The organism is Mesorhizobium sp. LSHC420B00 (genome assembly GCF_000503055.1).
Taxonomy (GTDB): domain Bacteria; phylum Pseudomonadota; class Alphaproteobacteria; order Rhizobiales; family Rhizobiaceae; genus Mesorhizobium.
Genome location: NZ_AYVY01000020.1, coordinates 133,506 through 156,703, shown reverse-complemented (window position 1 = coordinate 156,703; position 23,198 = coordinate 133,506). Strand labels below are relative to the sequence as shown.

Genomic DNA, 23,198 nt, shown 5'->3' with positions numbered 1-23,198 from the left:
GCGGCGCGCGCACCGGAAACTGCGATCAGTGCCGCAGCGGAGCCGAGAAGAAGGCTCTTGATGTTCATTTTCTGACCTCCAGTCAGAATCGAGGGCGGAGGTCGGCAAAAAGCAGCTCGTTCGGCTGTTTTTATTTATATTTTCAAATAGATAAGTCCTAAGGCCGTCAGTGAGGCCCTGTCCGCCAAAAACGCTTACTGGCGAAGGCCTTGCCTGAACCGGTCTTGAAATATCGCTCGAGTTGCCGTGCGTTGGCCTCGGTTTCAACCCCGATGTAGGACTTCAAAGTTACAGGCAGATAGGCCTTGGTCGAAGTCACATAGCCTGATCGATGCGATTCGAAGCGGCGCCGAAGGTCGTTGGTCGACCCGACGTAGACATCGCCGTTACGAAGTTGCAGGAAATAGACGTACCACATAGTCCCCCTACGCTACTTCGTAGCTTCGGGCGACACCCTACGCCCAAAATGCGGTTCCGGGTGGCCTGCCACCCGAAGCCCGCAGGGCGTAGGGTGGCGGAGAGGATGGGATTCGAACCCACGAGAAGCTTTTGACCTCTACTCCCTTAGCAGGGGAGCGCCTTCGACNAACGGGGCGGCAGCGCCTGCCGATGCTGCAGCTGTCCCGCCAGCGCCTGCAGCGGCCGCCACACCGCCCGTGGCGGCAGCGGCACCGACGGTAGTTCCGCCGGAAGCCGCGCTGGCCGTCGGCCAGAAGGCGATCTTCTACGAGGAGCGCACCAGCACCGCTCAAGGCTCGGCCGAGCCCGGCAATATCGTCTGGTCGCTGGTGCAGGAATCGCCCGGCGGCGACCTGCCGCCCGAGCCGGCGATCCGCGCCGAGGCGACCATTCCAGGCAAGGATATCCAGTTGCGCATGACGATCCGTCGCAACACCGACCAGACGCTGCCGGCCAGCCATATCATCGAGATGATCTTCCTGACGCCTGACGGCTTCGAGGGCGGCGGCGTCGACAACATCCTGCGTGTCGCCATGAAGGGCTCCGAGCAGGATGCCGGCAGCCCGCTGATCGGCATCCCGGCCAAGATCGCCGACGGTTTCTTCCTGGTTGCGCTCAACGATACCAAGGCAGATGAAGACGCCAATCTGACCTTGCTCAGGGGCCAGGACTGGATCGACGTGCCGGTCGTCTACAAGACCGGGCGGCGGGCGCTGCTCACGATGGAAAAGGGCATTCCGGGCGAGAAGGTGTTCGATGAGGCGCTGAAGGCCTGGCAAACCAAGACGGCGGGTTGAGGCCGGCTCACCAGCCCAACCCCTCTTTGGCTCAGAAGCCTTGGAACAACATGTCGATTGCGCTCACGATGTCGTCGTGATGGCGAGAAAGATTTCCTTCGGCAATGGGCAATTCAGATGTCATCAAGGCTGACATGAATTGAGTGACCATGACATGGTCCTTACCGTTGATGGTGAAGATAGGATTTAGCCGGCGGCCCGGCACTGGAGCCTTATTGGCTGGCATCAGCGGGACGACTACCTTGGTGTCGAGCCGTCCCAGAAGGTCGGACTGAACATCGAGAAGATAACCGTCGCCTTCGGCACTCTGGTAGAAATCATAACGCGCCATCAAAACAGCCGGTGCTTGGCCAGAGGCAAGCCGTTGCGCCTGACATAGTCATTGGAACTTTCGATCGCTTCCTTGTTTTCCTCCCGCCATCGCCGGCTTTTTTCGGCCGAAATCGCCTTGGCGATACCCTCTTCTGCAGCGCGGGATATATTGATACCCAACGCCTTGGCGTCCTCGATCAATCCGGAGTCGATCGATGTATTAACCGACTTTCTTTGGGTTTTTGGATTCGATCGAAGCATGGAGCCGCTCCCATTTATGCGCATAATGTAGGCGCATATGAGCGTGCATTCAACCTCTCACCCCTCCATCTCTTCCCGCAACATCTCGAGTTCCAGCCATTCCTCTTCGAGCGCTTCCAGCGTGGCGCGCTCCTTGTCGAGCGCGGCAATCGTCTTCTGGAACGACGCCGGGTCGCGCTCATAATAGGCCGGATCGGCGATGTTGTTCTCCAGCCGCGAGATCGAGGCCGACACCGCCTCGATCTTCTTGGGTAAGGTTTCCAGCGCGAATTTCTGCTTGAACGACAGTTTCTTGGCCGGGCCCCTGCTAGCGGCCGCTTCGCTCCTGCTTGCCGCCGTCGCCTCGCCGGTCTCTGCCTTCGGCCGCGCCTTGCGGTCGTCCAGCCTGGTGCCGCCGCGCTGCGCCAGCATATCGGAATAGCCGCCGGCATATTCGATCCAGCGGCCGTCGCCATCCGGCGCGATGATGCTGGTCACCGTGCGGTCGAGGAAATCGCGATCGTGGCTGACCAGGATCACCGTGCCGGCAAAGCCGGCGACCAGTTCCTGCAGCAGCTCCAGCGTCTCCATGTCGAGATCGTTGGTCGGCTCGTCGAGCACAAGCAGGTTTGCCGGCCGCGCCGAAACGCGGGCGAGGATCAGCCGTGCCCGCTCGCCGCCCGAAAGCTCGCGCACCGGCGTGCGCGCCTGTTCCGGCTTGAACAGGAAGTCCTTCATGTAGGACACGACGTGGCGCTGCTCGCCATTGATGACGAGGTTCTCGCCGCGCCCGTCGGTCAGATACTGCGCCAGTGTCTCCTGCGGATCGACGGCCTCGCGCTTCTGGTCGAGCGTGGCGATCTCCAGGTTGGTGCCGAGCCGCACCGTGCCTGCGTCCGGCTTCAATTCGCCGGTCAGCATCTTCAATAGCGTCGTCTTGCCGGCGCCGTTCGGCCCGACCAGACCGACGCGATCGCCGCGCTGGATGCGTGTCGAGAATCCCTTGACCACGGTCAGATCGCCAAAGCTCTTCTCGATGTTCTTGGCCTCAATCACCAGCTTGCCGGATTCGGCGGCGTCGCTGGCTGTCATCGTCGCCGCACCCTCGGCGCCACGATGACCGCGAAAGCGCTGGCGCATGGTCTGCAACTCACCGAGCCGGCGCATGTTGCGCTTGCGCCTTGCCGTCACGCCATAGCGCAGCCAGTGCTCCTCGCGCACGATCTGGCGGCCGAGCTTGTGCTGCTCGCGCTCTTCCTCCTCCAACACCGTGTCGCGCCATTCCTCGAAATAGGCAAAGCCCTTATCGAGACGGCGGGTCTGGCCGCGGTCGAGCCAAATTGTGGCGCGTGACACGCGTTCGAGAAAACGGCGGTCATGCGAGATGACGACCAGGGCCGAGGAGGTGCGGGCAAGCTCCTCCTCCAGCCATTCGATAACCGAAAGGTCAAGATGATTGGTCGGCTCATCGAGGAGAAGAATGTCGGGCTCGGGCGCCATGACGCGGGCGAGTGCCGCGCGCCGCGCTTCGCCGCCGGAGAGGTCGTTCGGCCGTTCTTCGCCGGATAGGCCGAGATGCTCCATCAGATAGGTCGCGCGGTAGGGATCGTCGGCGGGCCCGAGGCCTGCCTCGACATAGGCGCGAACGGTCGCAAAACCGTCCATGTCGGGCATTTGCGGCAAATAGCGCACGGTCGCCGAGGGCTGGCGGAAGACTTCGCCGTCCTGCGGTTCGATCAGCCCGGCAGCGATCTTGAGGAGCGTCGACTTGCCAGAGCCGTTGCGGCCGACCAGGGCGATCTTGTCGCCAGCTGACGCCGTCAGGGCGGCACCGTCGAGCAGCGGCGCGCCGCCAAAGGTCAGCTTTATCCCGTCGAGATTGAGAAGTGGCGGCGCCATGTCAGCTTTCAGGTAGGGGAAAAGGATGCGCGAGCAGCAGCGCGCGGCCGCTGGCCAGCGCGATTTCCAGCCGGCCCTTGACCTCGTTGGAAATGGTCAGCGACGAGCCGAAGGCAACCTCGACATGGGCGAGCGGCCATTTGGCGCCGGTGACTGTCAGGCCGGCGAGATCCGAAAAGCCGAGCACCGAAAACAGCGTACCGTCGACATAATCGAAGCCAGTCTTTCCAGGCAGCAAAGGAATGCCTTCCTGTGCGCCGCTGGTCAAAAGCACTTCCGTTCCGCCTTCCGCCAGCCGGACGCTGAGCGCCAAATGCAGGAAGATGTGGTCAGTGCGTTTGCCGCCGAAGGCGCCTGCCAGCACAAGGCTGGTCGCACCGCGTTCGAGCGCGGCGGCGATAGCGAGTTCACCGTCGGTCTTGTCCTTTTCGGCGGGAAACACCTGCCGTGGCACGGCGGCCAGATCCTCCGGCAAATCGGCAGGCACGGAATCGAAATCGCCGACCCAGAGTTCCGGCATCAGGCCCAGCATAAGGGCATGGCCGATACCGGCATCGGCAGCGATGACGCGGGAGCCTTCGACCTGGCGGTCGAGCAGCGGCGTGCGGATGAGATCGCCGCCAAGCAGGATGGTGAATGTGCTCATATCTCGTGGCCCTTACCAGCCCTGCCCCGGAAACGGAAGATGAAACGGCAGATGAAACGGGACGCCGCGCTTTGGATGCCCGGCAAACTTCCGCTTGCGCAGCACTTCGGCCGGGCCTATGTGTCGCATCGCTCTAACGGGGTGCCGGACGCGATCTTCGCGGACCGGCTGAGAGGCAAGACTGCCAACCCGCTGAACCTGATCCGGTTTGTACCGGCGGAGGGATTAGACGTTTCGGACAGCCCGACGCCTCAATTCCTTTCAACGCGAACGAAGGAGGCGCCGATGCGCAGTTTTTTCCACTCTCTTGTCTCGATTATCCTGCTTGCGGCATCCGCGCTTGCCCTACCGGGGCAGGCATCGGCACAGGATAAGCTGACCGTCTATACCTATGAAAGCTTCACCGCCGATTGGGGTCCGGGACCGGCGGTGAAGAAGGCCTTCGAGGCCGAGTGCAGCTGCGTCGTCGAATTCGTCTCGGTCGCCGACGGCGTGGCACTGCTCAACCGTGTGAAGCTGGAAGGGGCCGCGACCAAGGCCGATATCGTGCTTGGCCTCGATACCAATTTGACGGCGGACGCCAAGGCAACCGGCCTGTTTTCGCCGCATGGCGCCGTGACGGACGTCAGTGTGCCGGGCGGCTGGCGCGACGATATCTTCGTGCCGTTCGACTATGGCTATTTCGCTGTCGTCTACGATAGCGAAAAACTGAAGAGCCCGCCGAAGAGCCTCAGGGAATTGGTCGAGGGCGATGCCGGCGACAAAATCGTCATCCAGGATCCACGCACCTCGACGCCGGGCCTTGGCCTGCTGTTGTGGGTCAAGTCGATCTATGGCGACAAGGCTCCGGAAGCCTGGGCCAAACTCAAGGCAAAGGTGCTGACGGTGACGCCGGGCTGGAGCGAGGCCTACGGCCTGTTCACCAAGGGTGAGGCGCCGATGGTGCTGTCCTATACCACTTCGCCAGCCTACCACATGGTTGCCGAAAACACCTCGCGCTACCAGGCGGTGTCCTTCGAGGAAGGCGAATATCTGCAGATCGAGGTCGCTGGGATCACCACCAAGGGCGCGAAGAACCCGCTGGCGGAAAAGTTCATCGCCTTCATGACCGGGCCGAAATTCCAGGATCTCATTCCCGAAACCAACTGGATGTTCCCGGCCGGCAAAACCGACAAGCCGCTCAATCCGGCGTTCGACAAGCTCGTCAAACCGACCAAAACCTTGCTGTTCAGCTCGGAAGAGGTCGCCGCAAATCGCAAGGCCTGGGTCGACGAGTGGCTGGCGGTGATGAGCAAGTAGCTCGGATAGAAAGATGATCGCCCTACGGCGCCCGCCTCTGTCCTGCCGGACATCTCCCCCACAAGGAGGGAGATTGGCCGTCATGCCGGCTTTCGCCAATCTCCGACATTGCCGGAATGAGCGGAGCGCTGAACCTGCCAATCTCCCCCCATGTGGGGGAGATGTCCGGCAGGACAGAGGGGGGCGCGAAGGAACGCAATCCTCGCTAAGAATCTCGAATCTGGTGGTCTAGCGTGCAACGCGCGCCATCATCGGATACCCGCGTCGCTGCCGGTATCGTCGCGCTCGCCGCCATCGCGCTGCTGATCGGCGGGGCATTCGCCGGGCTCGTCGTCGAAGCCATGCGCGACCTGTCGGGCGCCGCCTCCGCCTTTGATTCCTATCTTCTCCGTGTTGCCCGCTTCACGCTCTGGCAGGCTCTGTTGTCGACCCTGCTCTCCGTCGCACCGGCGCTGTTCGTCGCGCGCGCGCTGTCGCGGCATCCACAGTTTTTCGGGCGAGGCTTTGTCCTGCAGCTTTTCGCCGTGCCGCTGGCGCTGCCGGCCATTGTTGCCGCACTCGGTGTCTTGGCACTCTATGGCCGCGCCGGGTATTTCGCCGGCTTGCTCGGTGCGATTGGCGGCCAGAACTGGCCCGGCATCTATGGCCTATCGGGTATTCTCGTCGCCCACGTCTTTTTCAACCTGCCGCTGGCAACGCGACTGTTCCTGGAAGCGTTGCAGACGGTGCCGGCTAACCAATGGCGGCTGGCGAGCCAGCTTGGCATGGGTGCTGCGCCGGCCTTCCGGCTGATCGAATGGCCGGCGTTGCGTGCGGCCCTGCCGGGCGTTGCCGGGCTCGTTTTCATGCTGTGCATCACCTCCTTCACCATCGTGCTTACGCTCGGCGGCGGGCCGCGCGCGACGACGCTGGAGGTTGCCATATACCAGGCGCTGCGTTTCGACTTCGACCCGGCGCGGGCGGTGACGCTGACCTTGTTGCAGATTGCCCTGACCTTCGTCGTCGTGCTGGCACTAACGCGGCTTGGCGCCAATATGACCGGCGACGCCAATCTGCCGGTAGCCCCGCGCCGGTATTTTTCAGCCGGTGCGGCCGAGACCGTGCTGAACGCACTGGTGATCGGGCNATCTGCCGGTAGCCCCGCGCCGGTATTTTTCAGCCGGTGCGGCCGAGACCGTGCTGAACGCACTGGTGATCGGGCTGGCACTGCTGTTTGTCGCCGGACCGATGGCGGCTACGCTGTCGGCCGGGCTTGGCGCCGATCTCGGCCGCCTGGCCGGCGAGAGCGCGGTGCGGCAAGCGACGGCGACCAGTGCCGTGCTCTCCCTCCTATCGGCGCTGCTCTCCTTGGCGTTGTCGCTGTCGCTGGTTATGGCGCGCCGGGCGCTGGCGCTCACCCGGCGGACCGGCAGGCGGACGCTGCTCGAACACCTGGCCGACACCGGTGCGGGGTTCGTCCTGGTGGTGCCGCCCATCGTCATCGGTGCCGGCTGGTTCCTGCTCCTGCGCAGCGTCAGCGATGTCTTTGCGATCGCCCCTGTCATGGTGGTTGTGGTCAATGCGGTGATGGCGATGCCGTTCGCCATCCGCGCCATCCGCCCCGCCTATGACGCGGCGAGCGAACGCCACGAACGGCTCTGTGCACAGCTTGGCATCTCGGGCTGGAACCGGTTGCGTCTGGTCGACTGGCCGTCGCTGCGGCGGCCGCTCGCCACCGGCTTCGCCTTCGCCATGGCGCTGTCGCTCGGTGATCTCGGCGTCATTGCGCTGTTCGGCAGCGATTCCGTGCAGACATTGCCCTATCTGTTGCTGGCGCGCATGGGCAGCTACCGCACCGAGGATGCGGCCGGCCTGGCGCTGCTGCTCGGCCTTGTCTGCCTGGCGCTTGTGCTGACCGCGGACTGGCTGGGAAGGAGGGAGAAATCATGATGCCGATCAGCCCGGAACGGTCGATTTCGGTCGAAAAAGGCGCGGCCGTGCGGCTCGATAATGTCTCGTTCAGCTATGGTGAAACGCCGCTTATATTCGATGTCGATTTCCCGGCGTCGGAAATCACCGCCATCATGGGGCCGAGCGGTTCGGGAAAGTCGACGCTGCTCAATCTGGTGGCCGGTTTCGAAGCGCCGCGGTCAGGCCGCGTGCTCATCGGCGGCGCCGACGTCAGCACTGCGCCGCCATCAGCGCGGCCGGTATCGATGGTGTTCCAGGAAAACAACCTGTTTGCCCATCTGTCCCTCGAGCAGAATGTCGGGCTCGGCCGCTCGCCTTCGCTCATGCTGAGCGAGGCTGACCGCGCCGCAATCGCCGCAGCGCTGAAGCGCGTCGGCCTTGCCGGCAAGGAAAGCCGGCTGCCGCGCGAACTCTCCGGCGGTGAGCGGCAGCGCGTCGCGCTCGCTCGGGTCCTGGTGCGCGACCGGCCGGTGTTGTTGCTCGACGAGCCGTTCGCTTCGCTCGGACCGGCACTGCGCGACGACATGCTCGACCTGGTCGCCGACGTCCATTCGGAGCAGCGTATGACGGTGCTATTCGTCACGCACCAGCCGGACGATGCGCGCCGTATCGGGCAAAACATGGTTTTCCTGGATGGTGGCACGGTTGCCGCGACGGGCACTGCGGCCGATTTTTTCGTCGGGGCTGGACCGGAGGCATTCCGACGCTATATCGGCTCGGGTCCGTTTGCGGCTGGATCACGAGATGTTGCCCGGAAGCGGACATAATTTATGGTCAAACCGGCGGAAGGCGAAGCGGCGCTTGCTTGCCATGGTCGAGGTAGTGTGGCTAGGTCCGCCAGGAGCTGGTCCGGCTTAGACCGTGATTTGCCCTTGCTGCCTCGTATCTGTCGGACGCCGTAGCACTTGATTTTGCGCGTGATGCTTTCCGGAAATCGCGCCCGATTTTCGCGGTCACGTGCCAGGACTTGAAAGGAAGCCGATCTGCCGACCGGCATCGACAATCGGAGGGTGAAACCGCTGGCGCGCTTTCTGGCGCTGGCCGGTCTTGCCGTGGCGCTGGCAAGCTGCCAGATGTTCACGCCTCCCGACGTGCAGGAATCAGGCTTTCAGCCCTCAGACAAGCCGATCACGGTCGACAACGTCGCCGCCAACGGCAAGCTCGCCCAACTGGCGAAGGCGCAGCACCCGCGCATCCTCGCCACCTATGGCGGAGAATATTCCGACCCCAAGCTCGAGCGCATGGTGGCCAAGATCGTCGGCAGACTGACCGTAGTGTCGGCCAACCCGACCCAGACCTACCGCATCACCATCCTCAACTCGCCCAACGTCAATGCCTTCGCGCTGCCGGGCGGCTATCTCTACATCACCCGGGGCCTGCTTGCCTTGGCCAACGATTCAGCCGAGCTTGCCGCCGTCATTGCGCATGAAATGGGCCATGTTACGGCCAATCACGGCCTGCAGCGCCAGCAGCTGGAAGCCGAAGAGGGGTTGGCGACCAAGGTCGTTTCGGATGTGCTCGGCGACAACCCGACGGCCAAGGCGGCGCTGATCCGCGGCAAGCTGAGGCTGGCCCAGTTCTCGCGCAATCAGGAGCTGGAGGCCGACGCCATCGGCATCAAATCGATCGGCGAAGCCGGTTTCGATCCCTACGCTGCCGGCCGCTTCTTGCAGTCGATGTCGGCCTATACCGATTTCCGCTCGATCAGCGGCGCCACCGACGCCAGCCTCGACTTCCTGGCGACGCACCCCAACACGCCGCAGCGTATCGACCTCGCGCAGCGCCACGCCCGCCAGTTCGGCGCGCCCGGTGTCGGGTCGCGCGATCGCGATTCATTCCTTTCCGGCGTAGACGGGCTGCTTTACGGCGACACACCGGAGGAAGGCTATGTGCGCGGCGAAACTTTCCTGCATCCTGGCCTCGGCGTGTCGTTCTCGGTGCCCAACGGCTTCATCATCGACAATTCGGCAGCGGCGGTGACGGCGACAGGCCCGGGCGACATCGCGATCCGCTTCGACGGCGTTTCGATCGACAAGGGCCGCTCGCTGACCGACTACATCCGCAGCGGCTGGGTTGCCGGCCTCGACGACAGCAGCGTGCGCCAGGAAACGATCAACGGCAACGAAGCGGCAACCGCGCATGCCGGCGCCGATGGCTGGCAATTCGATATTGCGGTGATCCGCGCCGGCGGCCAGGTCTACCGCTTGCTGACCGCGGCGCCTTCGGCCAGCACCTCGCTGAGCACGGTGGCGCGCTCGGTCAGCGGCTCGTTCCGCATCCTGAGTGCTGCCGAGAAGGCGGCGTTGAAGCCGCTGCGTATCCGCATCGTCACGGTGCAGCCCGGCCAGACAATGGGCTCCCTGGCCGCACAGATGGTCGGCGTCGACCGCAAGCTGGATTTGTTCAGGGTGCTCAACGCGCTGTCGCCGGGTGCCGCCGTTTCGGCCGGCGACAAGGTCAAGATCGTCACCGACAAATAGCAGCCGACGCGATTCAGGCTGCGAGAAATTCCGGGTTCTGCTTCACCAGCGCCGCCTTGAGCTTTTCCATGGCGCGCGCCTCGATCTGCCGGACACGTTCCTTGGAGATGCCGAGCGTCTCGCCGAGCGCTTCGAGCGTCGCGCCCTCGTCGCTCAGCCGGCGCTCCTCGATAATCCTGAGTTCTCGCGCATTGAGCGCGCCGAGCGCCGTCTTCAGCCAGACAGAGCGGCGTTCGACATCGATCGTGTCGCCGACGACCTCGTCGGGCAGCGGGTCATCCGAAACCAGGAACTCCATCCGCTCGGTTGCGCCCGCATCGTCGGCAAGCGGCGTGTTGAGCGAGCTGTCGGGTGCCGAAAGGCGGGAATCCATCATCGCCACATCGGCCTCGGAAACGCCGAGAGCCGCCGACACTTCGCGGTAAAGCGTGGCATTCGACGTCTGCTCGGCGCCGTTTGCCAGGCGGGCGCGTAGGCGCCGCAGGTTGAAGAACAGCGCCTTTTGCGCCGAGCTGGTGCCGCCGCGCACGATCGACCAGTTGCGCAGGATATAATCCTGCATCGAGGCGCGGATCCACCATGTCGCATAGGTCGAGAACCGCACCTCGCGCTCGGGCTCGAAACGGGCCGCGGCCTCCAGCAGCCCGACATGGCCTTCCTGGATCAGATCGCCCAGGGGAAGGCCGTAGTGGCGGAACCGCGACGCCATAGAAATGACCAGCCGCATATGGGCGACGGTGATGCGGTGCAGCGCGTGCTGGTCATTGTTCTCCTTCCAGCGCAGCGCCAGGAGATGCTCTTCGTCGCGCTCCAGGTAAGGGGCTTTCATCGCCGCGCGAACCATGGTCCGTCCTGCACTGTCTTGCATCATGCCGCGCTCCTGCTTCAGGCGTTGCGGTGCGATCGCTGAATCGTGAGTTGGCGCCGATGGTTGAAATGGCGGCGCCGCGCCCTACAACAGCCAAGAACGTGCGATGCGGGGGAATGTTCCCCCGGACTGTCATGCCGATTGCGCTGTTCCAGGCGATTCGCCATCGGCCTTGACTCAGCCGGGTGGCGCCGGGAGGTGTTGGTTGAGAATGGGATTTCAAGGGCGCGAGATTTTTGAAATTTAGTTTCTTATTTTGGCATCGCGCATCTGTCATTTTCCGGCACTCGCAACGACGCCGGACATCGGCCAAGGACGGGATCACAGAAAAATGAAATGGCTCAAATCGCTCATTATCGCCGGAACGCTGCAGGTTCTGGCAATCGCCGCCGGTCATGCCGGCGCCAATCTCGACCAGATCAAGCAGTCCGGCGTCTTCAAGGTCGGCACGGAAGGAACCTATGCGCCCTTCACCTATCATGATGCTTCCGGCGCGCTGGTCGGCTTCGACGTCGAGATCGCCCGGGCCATCGCCGAGCGCCTCGGCGTCAAAGCCCAGTTCCTCGAAGGCAAATGGGACGGGCTGATCGCCGGTCTCGACGCCAACCGCTACGATGCCGTCATCAACGAGGTCGGCATCACCGAGGCGCGCAAGGCCAAATATGATTTCTCCGATCCTTACATCGCCTCCAAGGCGGTGCTGATCGTGCGCGGCGACAACACCGACATCAAGGGTTTCGCCGATCTCAAGGGCAAGAAGGCGGCGCAGTCGCTGACCTCGAATTTCGGCAAGCTGGCTGAAACCAATGGCGCCGAGCTCGTCGGCACCGACGGCTTCGACCAGTCGATCCAGCTTCTTCTCACCGGCCGCGCCGACGCCACCATCAACGACAGCCTGTCCTTCCTCGACTTCAAGAAGCACAAGCCCGACGCCAATGTGAAGATTGCCGCGCAGGAAGAAAACGCCGACTATTCCGGCGTCATCGTGCGCAAGGGCGATCCGGAACTGGTGGCCGCCATCAATAAGGCGCTGGCCGACATCAAGGCCGACGGTACCTACCAGAAAATCGCCGATACCTATTTCGGCCAGGACGTTTCGAAGTAAACGGCTTTTCTCGCGTGGGCCGAATGCCGGCCCGCGTCGTTCATGTCGCGGCGAGCTGTCTTTGACGGCCCGCCGCTTTCGCGTGATATGAGCGACGGCAATCTGGCAAGGAGGAGGCTTCGTGCCGCACTGGCTGCAATTGATGCTGGAATCCCTGCCTACGCTGCTGTGGGCTGCACTGATCTTCACCGTGCCGTTGACGCTGCTGTCGTTTGCATTCGGTCTTGTCCTCGGCCTGGTCGTGGCGCTTGTCCGGCTGTTCGGTCCCAAACCGCTGGTCGCCGTGGTCCGCTTCTATGTCTGGATCTTCCGCGGCACGCCGCTTCTCGTGCAACTGTTCCTTATCTTCTACGGCCTGCCATCGGTCGGCATCCTGCTCGACGCCTTTCCGGCAGCACTGATCGGCTTTACCTTGAACATCGGCGCATATTCGTCGGAAATCATCCGCGCCGTCATTGGTTCGGTGCCGAAGGGCCAGTGGGAAGCGGCCTATTCGATCGGCATGACCTGGGCCCAGGCAATGCGGCGCACCATTCTTCCACAGGCGGGGCGCGTCGCCGTGCCGCCGCTGTCCAACACCTTCATCTCACTGGTCAAGGATACATCGCTCGCCGCCGCCATTACCGTGCCCGAGATGTTCCAGGCGGCGCAGCGCATTGTCGCCACCACCTATGAGCCGCTGATCCTCTATGTCGAGGCAGCGGCTCTCTACCTGGTCATGAGCTCCGTGCTGTCGGCCTTGCAGGCCCGATTGGAAACGCGGCTTAACCGCTATGGTGGCTTCCTGGAGGCGCGTGCGTGATCGGCCTCACCAACATCGAAAAGCGTTTCGGCGACAATTTGGTGCTGAAGGGTGTGACCGTCACTATCGAGGAAGGCAGCGTCACCGCGCTTGTAGGGCCATCGGGCGGCGGGAAAAGTACGCTTTTGCGCTGCATCAACCTGCTCGAACTGCCGACTTCAGGCACGGTGCGGATCGGCGACGATGCACTCGAATTCCACCCCGGCGGCAGGGTCTCGACCAGGGATATCCAGCGGCTGCGGCTGCAGACCGGCATGGTGTTCCAGAATTTCCAGCTGTTTCCGCATCGCACCGCGATCGAGAACATCATGGAGGGGCTGGTGACGGTGCTTAAATGGCCCAAGGAAAGGGCGCGCGAACGGGCGCTCGCCCTGCTCGAAAAGGTCGGCATGGCGCACAAGGCCGACGCCTGGCCGGCGACGCTGTCAGGCGGCCAGCAGCAGCGCGTGGCGATTGCCCGGGCGCTGGCGCCGTCGCCGAAAGTGCTGCTCTGCGACGAGCCGACCTCTGCACTCGATCCGGAACTGGCGCAAGAGGTGGTCGACGTGCTCGGCAAGCTCGCCAGCGAGGGCACGACCATGGTGATGGCGACGCATGATCTGCGGCTCGCCTCCAAGATCGCGCGGGAAGTGGTGTTCCTCGATGCCGGCAACATCGTCGAACAAGGGCCGGCCGCGGTGCTGTTCAGCAACCCGGAGCGCCAGCGGACCAAGCGGTTCATCGCGACGCTGAAGCAGGAGGCGGAAAGGGAGGGCGGTGGCGAAGGTTAGCAATGCATTCGCCGGTCAGCCAAAACAAAAAACCCGGCGCGAGGCCGGGTTTTTCTGAATTTGAAGGCGAAAAAGCTCAGGCAGCCTCTTCCTGCTCGGCTTCCTCGTTGTCGGCCTTGGCGCCGCGCTTCGGGCCCTTGTTGAGGTTCACCTCGATAAGGCGCACCGCTTCGGTCTCCGACATGCGGTTGACGGCCGCGATCTCGCGGGCCATGCGGTCGAGGGCCGCCTCGTAGAGCTGGCGCTCGGAATAGGACTGCTCCGGCTGGTTGTCAGCGCGATAGAGGTCGCGCACCACTTCCGAGATCGAGATCAGATCGCCGGAGTTGATCTTGGCATCATATTCCTGGGCGCGGCGCGACCACATGGTGCGCTTGACGCGGGCGCGGCCCTGCACGACCTTCAGCGCGCGCTCGACATAATCCTCTTCCGATAGCTTGCGCATGCCGATCGAGGTCGCCTTGGCGACTGGCACCTTGAGGCGCATCTTGTCCTTCTGGAAGTCAATGACGAACAGTTCCAGCTTGTGGCCCGCGACTTCCTGCTCATCGATCGAGACGATCTGGCCGACACCATGCGCCGGATAGACGATGTACTCGCCGGTCTTGAAACCGTGGCGCGCTGCGGTGGACTTCTTCTGCGGGGTGATCGTTGCCATTACGCCCTGAACTCCTTGTTGTGGTACCGGCATCGTGCCGGCCCGAACTCGTGCGACCGGGGTGACCGGTCCTTAGCCACACAACGATGAACTCACCGGAAGGCCAGGACCGGCAAATCGCAACATTGCGACCGCCTGCCCCAGATCGCTCTGGTCCGGATTGAGAAATTCACCTTTCAGTGATTTGGGGCGTTTGCGCCATAAATCGACGTTGTGTCACCGGCATGTTGGGTTGATATAACACAAAAAGTCGGAAGAATCAAGGTTTTGCTGCACGCGCGAAGGCCATGCGCCATCGCCGCCTGTCAAGGCAGTTCTGTATCACGTCTGTTACGCCGCGTCAGGCTGCCGCAATCAGCGCTCTCGTTAATCGCCTTCGCCGGGCTCCGGGGAGAAATATTTCTCGAATTTGCCAGCTTCCCCGTCGAAGGATTTGGCGTCGGCCGGGGGCTCCTTCTTGGCGGTGATGTTGGGCCATTTATCGGCATATTCGGTGTTGATCTGCAGCCATTTGTCGAGGCCCGACTCGGTGTCGGGCTTGATCGCGTCGGCCGGGCATTCCGGTTCGCAGACGCCGCAGTCGATGCACTCGTCCGGGTGGATGACGAGCATGTTCTCACCTTCGTAGAAACAGTCGACCGGACAGACCTCGATGCAGTCCATGTATTTGCATTTTATGCAATTGTCGGTCACGACATAGGTCATTGGTCGGCTCCGGGACGTCCCATTTTGTTGGGCTTTTTTGGTGAGGTAACGCCTTTGTCCGCCGCTGGCAAGGGCAGCCCTTGCCAGCGGTGCCGGGGTTTCCGGAATGGAATTCCAGAGGCCCGGCAAAGCGGAAGTTCGACCTTGCTCAATCGTCGCCGAGCAGGTGGTCGGTCTGGCGGCGTTCCTTCTTCGTCGGGCGACCGCTGCCGGCCTCGCGCAACGGCGGCACCGCATCCGGAAGCGCCTCGCCCTTGGGCGCGGGGGGCGGCGACATGTCCTCGTAAAGCAGGCGGGCTTCTTCGGCCGGGCCGCGCCGTGCGCCGGTGCCAAGGACTTTCCAGACGAAGATCCGCCGCTCGAGCGTGATGGTCAAAACGTCACCCGGCCGGACCGTATCGGATGCCTGCGCTGCTTTGTCGCGATTGATGCGGACGCGTCCGGTGACGACCAGCTTGGCTGCCAGCGTGCGTGATTTTACCGCGCGCGAGAAGAACAGCCACTTGTCGATGCGCTGGCGGGCATCAGTGACCATCGGACGAACAGCTTACTTCTTCAGCTGGTCGCGCAACGCGGCGAGCTTGGCGAAGGGCGAGTCCGGATCGAAGCGGACCGGGCGTTCCTCACGCGGCTTTGGCTGGAAGGCGGGCTTTGCGCCTTGGGCGCCGCCTTTGCCGTCCTGCCGTCCAGCCTTCCAGTCGGGCCGGTTTTCGCGCCGGTCGAGGCGTTCGCCTTGCGGCTTGCCGGCGCGCTGCTCTGCCGCCTCGCCTTGCGGCTTGGGCTTGAACTTGCTGCGGTCGAAGCGTGGCTTGCCGGCGCCGTCGCGCTGATCGTGGCGCCCTTGACGGGCGGGCCGGTCGCCCGGCGTCGGTTGCCCGCCGGCATCTACCGGCGCATCGCTGCGGCCGTCCGGCGCAGCTTGACCATTGCGCGGGCGACTGTCCCGATGATTGTCCCGGGGGCGGTTGTCATGCTGGCGATGACGCGGGCGCTGGTCGAAACGACCCTGCCGCCACAACAGCACAGGTTTTGGCTCCTCGGCTTCTGGGGCAGCTTCGCCGGCGACGGCTTCCGCCGTTGCTGCAGGTTCGGCCGGCGATGCTTCCATAGTGTCGGAAACCGGCGGCTCTGCCGGTGCCGTAGCCTCAGTTTCCGCCCCAAGTTCCGTCCTTGGCTCAGCCGCTGGTTCTGCAGCCGCTTCGGCGGCGGGCTGGGTCTCTTGCGTGACTTCTGCCGCAGCTTCAGGGGCTGGAGCTTCCGGCTGGTCTTCCGCGACAGGCTCTGCCGCCGCTTCGGTCACGGCTTCGGCCGCCTCCGCAACAGGAGCCGCATCCGACACAGGCTCCGAAGCCTCCGCCGAAACCTCCGCCGGCGGCTCTGCCGCGGCAGCTGCTTCCGCCATCCTCGCCTGCTCGGCTCGCGTTGCCTCTTCCGCCGCCTGCTTTGCAGCGGCCGCTTCACGCGCGGCATTGTCCTGTGCTTCGAGCCGCGCCTTGACCTCGGCCGCCGGCTTGGCATCGGCGCGATAGCCGAGCCCCTTCAGGATTTCTTCCATGTCGTCGGCGGTGGCGCCGAGGATCGACATCATCGGCGGCGTCACCATGAAGGACTGACCGTCATAGGCGCCGTCGGGGCGAGGTCCGAGGCCCGGCTTCCAGTTGGTCGCCGGCCGGATCAGGTCGGCCAGCCGTTCGAGAATATCGACGCGTACAGCACGCCGGCCAAGATTGCGGTAGCCCGCCAGCTTGTAGAAGGTCTTGTCGAAGGTTGGATCGATGACCACCGAGGTGCGGCCGGAGGCCAGTGCGTGAACGACATCGCCGAAGCCGGGCTTGTCCTTGCCGTCGTTTCTCAGCGCCCACAGCAGCGTTATCAACCCGGCCGGCGCCGGCTTGATCAGCGCCGGCACGAAGACATGGTAGGCGCCGAAGCGCACGCCGAGACGGCGAAGCGCCGCGCGGCCCTCCTGGTCGAGCGACTTCATCTCGTCGGCGATGTCGCGACGGTTGATGAGGCCGAAATGCTCGACGAGCTGGAAAGCGATGCCGCGGCCGATGCCGGTGATCTGCTCGGCATTCTTGAGATCGACCAGCGGCTTCAGCAGGGATTCGATCTGGAAATTGACGAAGCGCTCGGCGCGCGCCGCAACCTTGTCGCGGGCCGGGCCGGTGAGTTGCTCGTCGGCGAGCAGAACGAGACGCGGCTTCAAAGCGTCTTCGCCAGCGACCAGCGTGCCGATCGGCGCGCCGATCCAGCGCAGCGTGCCATCCGAACCCAGCGCGATGTCGCCATTGGCCGAGGCGCCGAAGCGTTCGGCACGCGCCTCGAACTCGGCGGCAAGCGCCTTCTGCGCCGCCGCCCGCACCGCCTTGGCGTCCTCGCCGCCGGCGCTCTGGTCGGCGGTGAAGCGGAAACCCTGCAACTCGCCGACGTGATGGCCTTCGACGAGGACGGTTCCGGTTGGGCTGATTTCGGCTTCAGGCATCGTGTTTTCTCTAAGGCGCCGCATGAGGACGGAAGTCCTGCGGTCTACAAAACGTTTCGTCAACCGCTCATGCAGCGCATCCGACAATCTGTCTTCGATTTCGCGCGTCTTTTCCTGCCAGTGTGCCCGATCGGCCAGCCAGCCGGGCCGGTTGGAAACGAAGGTCCATGTGCGGATCTGGGCAATCCTGTGCGATAGCGTGTCGATATCGCCTTCAGTGGTGTCGGCCCGGCGCACCTGCTCGGCCATGTAGTTCTCGTCGACATGGCCGTGCCTGGCAAGGTCCATGTAGATGGAGGCGATCAAGTCGGCGTGCTGGGCCGGCGCGATCTTCCTGTAGTCGGGCAGCGCGCAGGCTTCCCACAGCAGCGCCACCCGCCTGGCGTCGGTGGTGAGTGCCCGGATGTCCTCGTCGCGCGACAGATGCTCGAGCGCCTGCGCGTCCACGGCCGGCAGTGCGCGCGTCAGGCCTTCGACCGGGGCGTTGGTCTCGATCGAGCGCTTCAGCGCATCGAGGTTGGCGAAATCGAAATGCGCGGTACGCCACTGCAGCACTTTCACCGGATCGAAATCATGCGCCTCGATCTTCTTGACCAATTCCTCATCCAGCGGATCGACCTGGCCGGTGACGCCGAAGGTGCCGTCGCGCAGATGCCGGCCGGCACGGCCGGCAATCTGGCCGAGCTCGGCCGCGGTCAGGTTGCGGTACTGGTAGCCGTCGAATTTGCGATTCTGGGCGAAGGCGACGTGGTCGAGGTCGAGGTTGAGGCCCATGCCGATGGCGTCGGTGGCGACGAGGTAGTCGACATCGCCCGACTGGAACAGCGCCACCTGGGCGTTGCGGGTGCGCGGGCTGAGCGCGCCGAGCACGACGGCGGCACCGCCCTGCTGGCGGCGGATCAGCTCGGCGATGGCATAGACCTCGTCGGCCGAGAAGGCGACGATCGCGGTGCGCCGCGGCAGGCGGGTCAGCTTCTTCGAGCCGGCATAGGCAAGATGCGACAGCCGTGGCCGGGTCACCACCGACACGCCCCGCAGCAGGCGCTGCAGAATGCCGTGCATGGTGGCCGCACCCAGCAGCAGCGTCTCCTGGCGGCCGCGCAGATGCAGGATGCGATCGGTGAAGATGTGGCCGCGTTCGAGATCGCCAGCGAGCTGGACCTCGTCGATGGCAACGAAGGCGGCGTCGGTCTCGCGCGGCATCGCTTCCACCGTGCAGACCGAGTATTTCGCGCCCGCCGGCTGGATCTTTTCCTCGCCGGTGATGAGCGCAACCTTATGGGCGCCGACCTTCTCGCAGACGCGCGTATAGACCTCGCGGGCAAGCAGCCTGAGCGGTAGGCCGATGACGCCGCTCTCATGCGCCACCATGCGTTCGATGGCGAGATGGGTCTTGCCGGTATTGGTCGGGCCGAGCACGGCCGTCACGTCTCGACCCGACAGGATCAGCGGTTCAGTGTGTTTCGGATGGATGTTCATCGGCCTGGAAATAAGGCTCTCTGCCTCGCATTGTCGGGAGCGCGCCCATATTGGCCGCGTATGACAGGCGACACATAGGGATTTCGGGCGCGAAGCGAAAGCGGAATGTGCCGAGGGCAGGCTGATTGGTCGGTTCGAAGCCAGAAATCTGTTCCCGATTAACAGTTGGAACGAGTCTGGAACGAATCAGCGACGAATCACTGACTCGCGCTGATTCAGGTTTTGTTCACGGCTACATCTGGGATTTCTGCCGGCGAGTCTCACCACATGCTGAATCACAGAAACTGGCCCGATTCATGCAGGCGGCATTCAAACGAGCACCACCGTTAACCTTTGCCGGTGAATGATCGTGGCCGGCCAATCTGCTTCGCCCAACATTATGGAATTATTGATGTTTCCTAATCCGCTTTAATCATTTCGAGGGTGTTTTCGGCTCTCGCCGTTAACGTTCCGCTCAAAGCCGGAACGAATCGGCGACGAATCAGCGATAGGCAAAGTTTCTTGGTTTGTTCACCGCAACATGTTGTGTTGTGAACAGCTTTTCCACCGAGAATCCACAGGCTGCCGGGCAGTTTTTGCACAGGCTGGGCAGCGGCCGTTAACCTTTGCGTGCCGGATTGGGGCAGCGTGCTGAATCGAGATCTTGCAACGGGAAGACCGCTATAGAAACGGGCCGTTTTGCAGGCCCGTTCGTCCAAGCGCGTATCTATCTCAACGTAAAGATAAACGGTCAGGCGATGTACTGCCCGCCATTGGCTGATATTGTCGAGCCGGTGATGAACCCGGCATCGTCGGAAGCGAGGAAGACGACGCAGCGCGCGATCTCCTCCGGCTCGCCGAGACGGCCGACCGGGATCTGCGGAAGGACACGCTCGTTGAGCACCTTCTCGTCCATCGCTTTGACCATCTCGGTGGCGATGTAGCCGGGGCAGATGACGTTGACGGTGATGCCGGCGCGCGCGCCTTCCTGGGCCAACGCCTTGGTGAAGCCGATATCGCCGGCCTTCGAGGCCGAATAATTGACCTGGCCGACCTGCCCTTTCTGGCCATTGATCGAGGAGATGGTGATGACGCGGCCGAATTTGCGGTCGCGCATGCCGCCCCACAACGGATGCGTCATGTTGAAGACGCCGGAAAGGTTGGTGTCGAGGACCTCTTTCCATTGCTCGCGCGTCATCTTGTGGAACATCGCGTCGCGCGTGATGCCTGCATTGTTGACCAGCACCGATACGGGACCGAGATCGGCCTCTACCTGTTTGATGCCGGCAGCGCAGGCCTCGTAGTCGGCAACCGACCATTTGTAGACCGGGATGCCGGTCGCTGCCTTGAACTTTGCTGCCGCTTCCTCATTGCCGGCGTAGTTTGCGGCAACCGAATAGCCGGCGCTTTTCAAGGCGACCGATATCGCCGCGCCGATGCCGCGCGACCCGCCTGTGACGATTGCAACCTTTGTCATGTGTCCTCCCGGGAAATGCAGATGACTGAGCGTTGAAGCGGTAGGGTTTGCCCTCTATTCCCTACTCGCTTTGCGCCAGTATCCTATTCGTATCGCTTATCTCATCACAATGCTTCCACGCACATGGCAACGCCCATGCCGCCGCCGATGCACAGCGTGGCAAGACCTTTCTTGGCACTTCTGCGACGCATTTCGTAGACCAGCGTGTTGAAGATGCGGGCGCCCGAGGCGCCGACCGGATGGCCGATGGCGATGGCGCCGCCATTGACGTTGACGATGGATGGGTCCCAGCCCATGTCCTTGTTGACGGCGCAGGCCTGCGCGGCGAAGGCCTCGTTGGCTTCGACCAGATCGAGGTCGCCGACCGACCAGCCGGCCTTGGCCAGCGCCTTGCGCGAGGAGGGGATCGGTCCCGTCCCCATGATCTGCGGGTCAACGCCGGCGGTCGCCCAGGAAACGATACGCACCAGCGGCGTGATGCCGCGCCTTGCGGCTTCCGCTTCGGTCATCAGCACCACGGCGGCCGCGCCGTCATTGATGCCGGAAGCATTGGCTGCTGTCACCGTGCCGTCTTTGTCGAAGGCGGGCTTGAGCTTGGTCATGGCGTCGATCGTCGCGCCATGGCGGATGTACTCGTCCTGGTCGACTATCGTGTCGCCCTTCCTGCCCTTGACTGTGAAGGCAACGATCTCGTCGTTGAATTTTCCGCCTTTCTGCGCAGCCTCGGCCTTGTTCTGGGAAGCCAGTGCGAACTGGTCCTGGTCGTCGCGGGTGATTTGGAACTGGCGGGCGACGTTCTCCGCCGTGTTGCCCATATGATAACCATAGAAGGCATCGGTCAGGCCGTCCTTGATCATGGTGTCGATCAGCTTGAAATCGCCCATCTTGACGCCACCGCGCAGATGCTGCGCATGCGGAGCCATCGACATCGATTCCTGGCCGCCGGCAACGATGATTTTTGCATCGCCCTGGGCGATCTGCTGCATGCCGAGCGCGATGGCGCGCAGGCCGGAGCCGCAGAGCTGGTTCAGGCCCCAGGAGGTCGCCTCCTGCGGCACGCCGGCGGCCATGGCCGCCTGCCGCGCCGGGTTCTGCCCTTGAGCCGCGGTCAGGATCTGGCCGAGAATGACCTCGTCCACCTCCTTGCCGTCGACGCCGGCACGGACAAGCGCTTCCCTGACGGCGACGGCACCCAGTTCATGGGCTGGCGTGTTGGCGAAGGCGCCGTTGAAGGAGCCGACAGGCGTGCGCGCCGCACTGGCGACAACGATGGCGTTGGAAGCGGACATGTTCTTCTCCAGACTTTCGGGGAGCGATTTCGGGTGCCGTCGGGGACTTTTCTTGCCCTTTCCACAACCCGAGTCAAACCCGAAATGGGCATGGCGTTCCTCCGCGGCAAGCAGGCCGCGCGTCGCTGCGATGACGGCCCATCCGTGCTGCGCAGCATAAAATGTTCCCGCACTGCACAAACAGCTTGGATTCATGACGCTTTTGCGCATATCCTTTAACAAGGCGCAATCGTTACCGGCGGCTTACTTAAGCTGGCCGGTGTCCGGGGAGGATGCAGATGGCCGCGAAAGACGAACCTATTGTTATCAAGAAATATGCCAATCGCCGTCTCTACAATACGGGCACCAGCACCTATGTGACGCTCGAGGATCTCGCAGAAATGGTCAAAAAAGGCGAGGACTTTACTGTCCAGGACGCCAAGACCGGCGACGACATCACGCATCCGGTGCTGACCCAGATCATCTTCGAGCTGGAGAACAAGGACGGGCAGAACATGCTGCCGATCCCGTTCCTGCGTCAGCTCATCGCCTACTACGGCGACCAGATGCAGATGATCGTGCCAAGCTTTCTCGAACAGTCGATGCTGGCCTTCTCGAAGGAGCAGGAACGCTTTCGCGAGCAAATGAAAGATGCCCTCGGCAAGTCGCCGATGGACATGATGAAGATCGCGACGCCGATCAAGGTGCTGGAGGAGCAGACTCGGCGTAACATGGAAATGTTCCAGAACGCCATGCGGCTGTTCACGCCGTTCCCGCCTGCGGGGTCTGCGCCGGCAGCAGCACCGGCCGAACAGGCCAGGAAAGAAACACCGGAAAAACCGGACGACCTTCAGGAGCTGAAGGAGCAGATCGCCGCGATGCAGCGCAAGCTCGACACGATGTCGTGACTGCCGGCCGGCGAAGCGCCGGCCCAAAATTTCCCTCAGCAGGCCTGTGTCAGAAAACATCTTCGCCTCGAAGGTGAAGATGTCATCCACGCTCTATTTTGTGGCACGCTCTATTTCGTGGCATGCCCTATTTCGTGGTCACCGTCACCAGAGCGGTAACAGGTTTGCCGTCTACTAGAATGGGCCGGTGATGATCATCGGCAAGAAGCACGCCGATCACGTGTCTGCCGGCGGCATCCGGGCAATGGCCGAAACGGGCCTTGATAAGATCACCGCCAAAGTCGCTGTTCATGCTGTTGTACGGCTTGCCGGGGATGTTGCAGGTGTCTCCGTTGGGATCGATCTTCATATGCACGTGGCCGCATTGCTTGATTTCCCCGCACTCACCCGCAGTGAGCAGCCTGAAGTTGCTCCTGACGACAACGCCTATCGCCTTCTCAGGAGAATTGCCCAGTTCGACAACTGAACCCGCCGTCGGCCAGACGACTTCCAGGGTGGGCCGATCCTCGGCCTCGGCAGATACGAGCGACAATAAGGAGAAAGCGAGGGCAGTCGTTGCGGTGATGCGAAACATGGTAACCTCCGTTGCGATGTAAACATTGATTACATACG

General features: G+C 63.0%; 21 protein-coding genes, 2 pseudogenes and 1 riboswitch. Of the genes and pseudogenes, 9 read left to right on the top strand and 14 right to left on the bottom strand.

Going from position 1 to position 23,198, the window contains the following annotated elements; translation table 11 throughout:
* Positions 1-166 precede the first annotated feature (166 nt).
* Positions 167-418 carry a GIY-YIG nuclease family protein gene (locus X760_RS63805; RefSeq protein ID WP_023721031.1) on the bottom strand — a complete coding sequence of 84 codons (252 nt, stop codon included), beginning with the start codon at positions 416-418 and terminating at the stop codon, positions 167-169.
* A gap of 178 nt (positions 419-596) precedes the next feature.
* Here X760_RS63805 and X760_RS63800 point away from each other — a divergent pair.
* A pseudogene (locus X760_RS63800) lies at positions 597-1,256 on the top strand (hypothetical protein); the annotation flags it as partial.
* A gap of 31 nt (positions 1,257-1,287) precedes the next feature.
* Here X760_RS63800 and X760_RS63795 read toward each other — a convergent pair.
* The 4 genes from X760_RS63795 to X760_RS63780 are packed head-to-tail and all read right to left on the bottom strand — an operon-like array spanning position 1,288 to position 4,353.
* Positions 1,288-1,587 (bottom strand): CcdB family protein, encoded by a 300-nt coding sequence (locus X760_RS63795; RefSeq protein ID WP_023721029.1) that lies wholly within the window; start codon positions 1,585-1,587, stop codon positions 1,288-1,290.
* Positions 1,587-1,829 (bottom strand): type II toxin-antitoxin system CcdA family antitoxin, encoded by a 243-nt coding sequence (locus X760_RS63790; protein ID WP_023721028.1) that lies wholly within the window; start codon positions 1,827-1,829, stop codon positions 1,587-1,589. The genes X760_RS63795 and X760_RS63790 overlap by 1 nt, the downstream gene beginning before the upstream one ends.
* 57 nt (positions 1,830-1,886) lie before the next feature.
* Positions 1,887-3,707: an ABC-F family ATP-binding cassette domain-containing protein gene (locus X760_RS63785; protein ID WP_023721027.1), complete on the bottom strand. Its 1,821-nt coding sequence runs from the start codon at positions 3,705-3,707 to the stop codon at positions 1,887-1,889.
* 1 nt (position 3,708) lies between these two features.
* Complete coding sequence (locus X760_RS63780) at positions 3,709-4,353, bottom strand: thiamine diphosphokinase (protein ID WP_023721026.1); 645 nt, start codon at positions 4,351-4,353, stop codon at positions 3,709-3,711.
* Between the two features lie 127 nt (positions 4,354-4,480).
* Positions 4,481-4,595: riboswitch (TPP riboswitch) on the top strand.
* A 43-nt stretch (positions 4,596-4,638) separates the two neighbouring features.
* Here X760_RS63780 and thiB point away from each other — a divergent pair.
* From thiB to X760_RS63760, 4 genes and pseudogenes are all read left to right on the top strand, one after another.
* The gene (thiB, locus tag X760_RS63775) at positions 4,639-5,652 is read left to right on the top strand and encodes a thiamine ABC transporter substrate binding subunit (RefSeq protein ID WP_023721025.1); all 1,014 of its coding nucleotides are present in this window, start codon (positions 4,639-4,641) and stop codon (positions 5,650-5,652) included.
* A 233-nt stretch (positions 5,653-5,885) separates the two neighbouring features.
* A pseudogene (locus X760_RS63770) lies at positions 5,886-7,581 on the top strand (thiamine/thiamine pyrophosphate ABC transporter permease ThiP).
* Positions 7,578-8,369: a thiamine ABC transporter ATP-binding protein gene (thiQ, locus tag X760_RS63765; RefSeq protein WP_023721024.1), complete on the top strand. Its 792-nt coding sequence runs from the start codon at positions 7,578-7,580 to the stop codon at positions 8,367-8,369. Before X760_RS63770 ends, thiQ begins: the two are co-directional and overlap by 4 nt.
* 243 nt (positions 8,370-8,612) lie before the next feature.
* Positions 8,613-10,082 carry a M48 family metalloprotease gene (locus tag X760_RS63760; protein ID WP_023721023.1) on the top strand — a complete coding sequence of 490 codons (1,470 nt, stop codon included), beginning with the start codon at positions 8,613-8,615 and terminating at the stop codon, positions 10,080-10,082.
* A 13-nt stretch (positions 10,083-10,095) separates the two neighbouring features.
* On the opposite strand, the gene X760_RS63755 is transcribed toward X760_RS63760, so the two are convergent.
* Positions 10,096-10,953 (bottom strand): RNA polymerase factor sigma-32, encoded by an 858-nt coding sequence (locus X760_RS63755; RefSeq protein WP_031194549.1) that lies wholly within the window; start codon positions 10,951-10,953, stop codon positions 10,096-10,098.
* Positions 10,954-11,281: 328 nt separating this feature from the next.
* Between X760_RS63755 and X760_RS63750 the strand changes: the two genes are divergently transcribed.
* From X760_RS63750 to X760_RS63740, 3 genes are all read left to right on the top strand, one after another.
* On the top strand, positions 11,282-12,055 hold the full coding sequence (locus tag X760_RS63750) for an amino acid ABC transporter substrate-binding protein (protein ID WP_023721021.1): 774 nt from the start codon (positions 11,282-11,284) through the stop codon (positions 12,053-12,055).
* Between the two features lie 121 nt (positions 12,056-12,176).
* On the top strand, positions 12,177-12,857 hold the full coding sequence (locus X760_RS63745; protein ID WP_023721020.1) for an ABC transporter permease subunit: 681 nt from the start codon (positions 12,177-12,179) through the stop codon (positions 12,855-12,857).
* Positions 12,854-13,627, top strand: a complete 774-nt coding sequence (locus tag X760_RS63740; RefSeq protein ID WP_023721019.1) for an amino acid ABC transporter ATP-binding protein — start codon at positions 12,854-12,856, stop codon at positions 13,625-13,627. The genes X760_RS63745 and X760_RS63740 overlap by 4 nt, the downstream gene beginning before the upstream one ends.
* Before the next feature lie 76 nt (positions 13,628-13,703).
* Here the strand turns inward: X760_RS63740 and X760_RS63735 are convergent, their stop codons facing one another.
* The 7 genes from X760_RS63735 to X760_RS63710 all read right to left on the bottom strand — a co-directional run bounded on the left by X760_RS63735 (position 13,704) and on the right by X760_RS63710 (position 21,699).
* The gene (locus X760_RS63735) at positions 13,704-14,285 is read right to left on the bottom strand and encodes a CarD family transcriptional regulator (protein WP_006327799.1); all 582 of its coding nucleotides are present in this window, start codon (positions 14,283-14,285) and stop codon (positions 13,704-13,706) included.
* A 366-nt stretch (positions 14,286-14,651) separates the two neighbouring features.
* Positions 14,652-14,990 (bottom strand): ferredoxin FdxA, encoded by a 339-nt coding sequence (fdxA, locus tag X760_RS63730; RefSeq protein ID WP_023721018.1) that lies wholly within the window; start codon positions 14,988-14,990, stop codon positions 14,652-14,654.
* A 148-nt stretch (positions 14,991-15,138) separates the two neighbouring features.
* The gene (locus X760_RS63725; RefSeq protein ID WP_023721017.1) at positions 15,139-15,525 is read right to left on the bottom strand and encodes an RNA-binding S4 domain-containing protein; all 387 of its coding nucleotides are present in this window, start codon (positions 15,523-15,525) and stop codon (positions 15,139-15,141) included.
* Positions 15,526-15,537: 12 nt separating this feature from the next.
* Positions 15,538-18,954 (bottom strand): helicase-related protein, encoded by a 3,417-nt coding sequence (locus X760_RS63720; RefSeq protein WP_023721016.1) that lies wholly within the window; start codon positions 18,952-18,954, stop codon positions 15,538-15,540.
* A 398-nt stretch (positions 18,955-19,352) separates the two neighbouring features.
* A complete protein-coding gene (locus X760_RS76570; RefSeq protein WP_156948164.1) occupies positions 19,353-19,652 on the bottom strand; it encodes a hypothetical protein in 300 nt (99 codons plus the stop codon).
* Positions 19,653-19,684: 32 nt separating this feature from the next.
* Positions 19,685-20,410, bottom strand: a complete 726-nt coding sequence (gene phbB / locus X760_RS63715) for an acetoacetyl-CoA reductase (protein WP_023721015.1) — start codon at positions 20,408-20,410, stop codon at positions 19,685-19,687.
* Positions 20,411-20,514: 104 nt separating this feature from the next.
* A complete protein-coding gene (locus tag X760_RS63710) occupies positions 20,515-21,699 on the bottom strand; it encodes an acetyl-CoA C-acetyltransferase (RefSeq protein ID WP_023721014.1) in 1,185 nt (394 codons plus the stop codon).
* Positions 21,700-21,977: 278 nt separating this feature from the next.
* Here X760_RS63710 and phaR point away from each other — a divergent pair, with 278 nt between their 5' ends.
* Positions 21,978-22,586 (top strand): polyhydroxyalkanoate synthesis repressor PhaR, encoded by a 609-nt coding sequence (gene phaR / locus X760_RS63705; RefSeq protein WP_023721013.1) that lies wholly within the window; start codon positions 21,978-21,980, stop codon positions 22,584-22,586.
* Positions 22,587-22,713: 127 nt separating this feature from the next.
* On the opposite strand, the gene X760_RS63700 is transcribed toward phaR, so the two are convergent.
* Entirely contained in the window at positions 22,714-23,160 is a 447-nt protein-coding gene (locus tag X760_RS63700; protein ID WP_023721012.1) for a hypothetical protein, read from the bottom strand.
* Between the last annotated feature and the right edge of the window lie 38 nt (positions 23,161-23,198).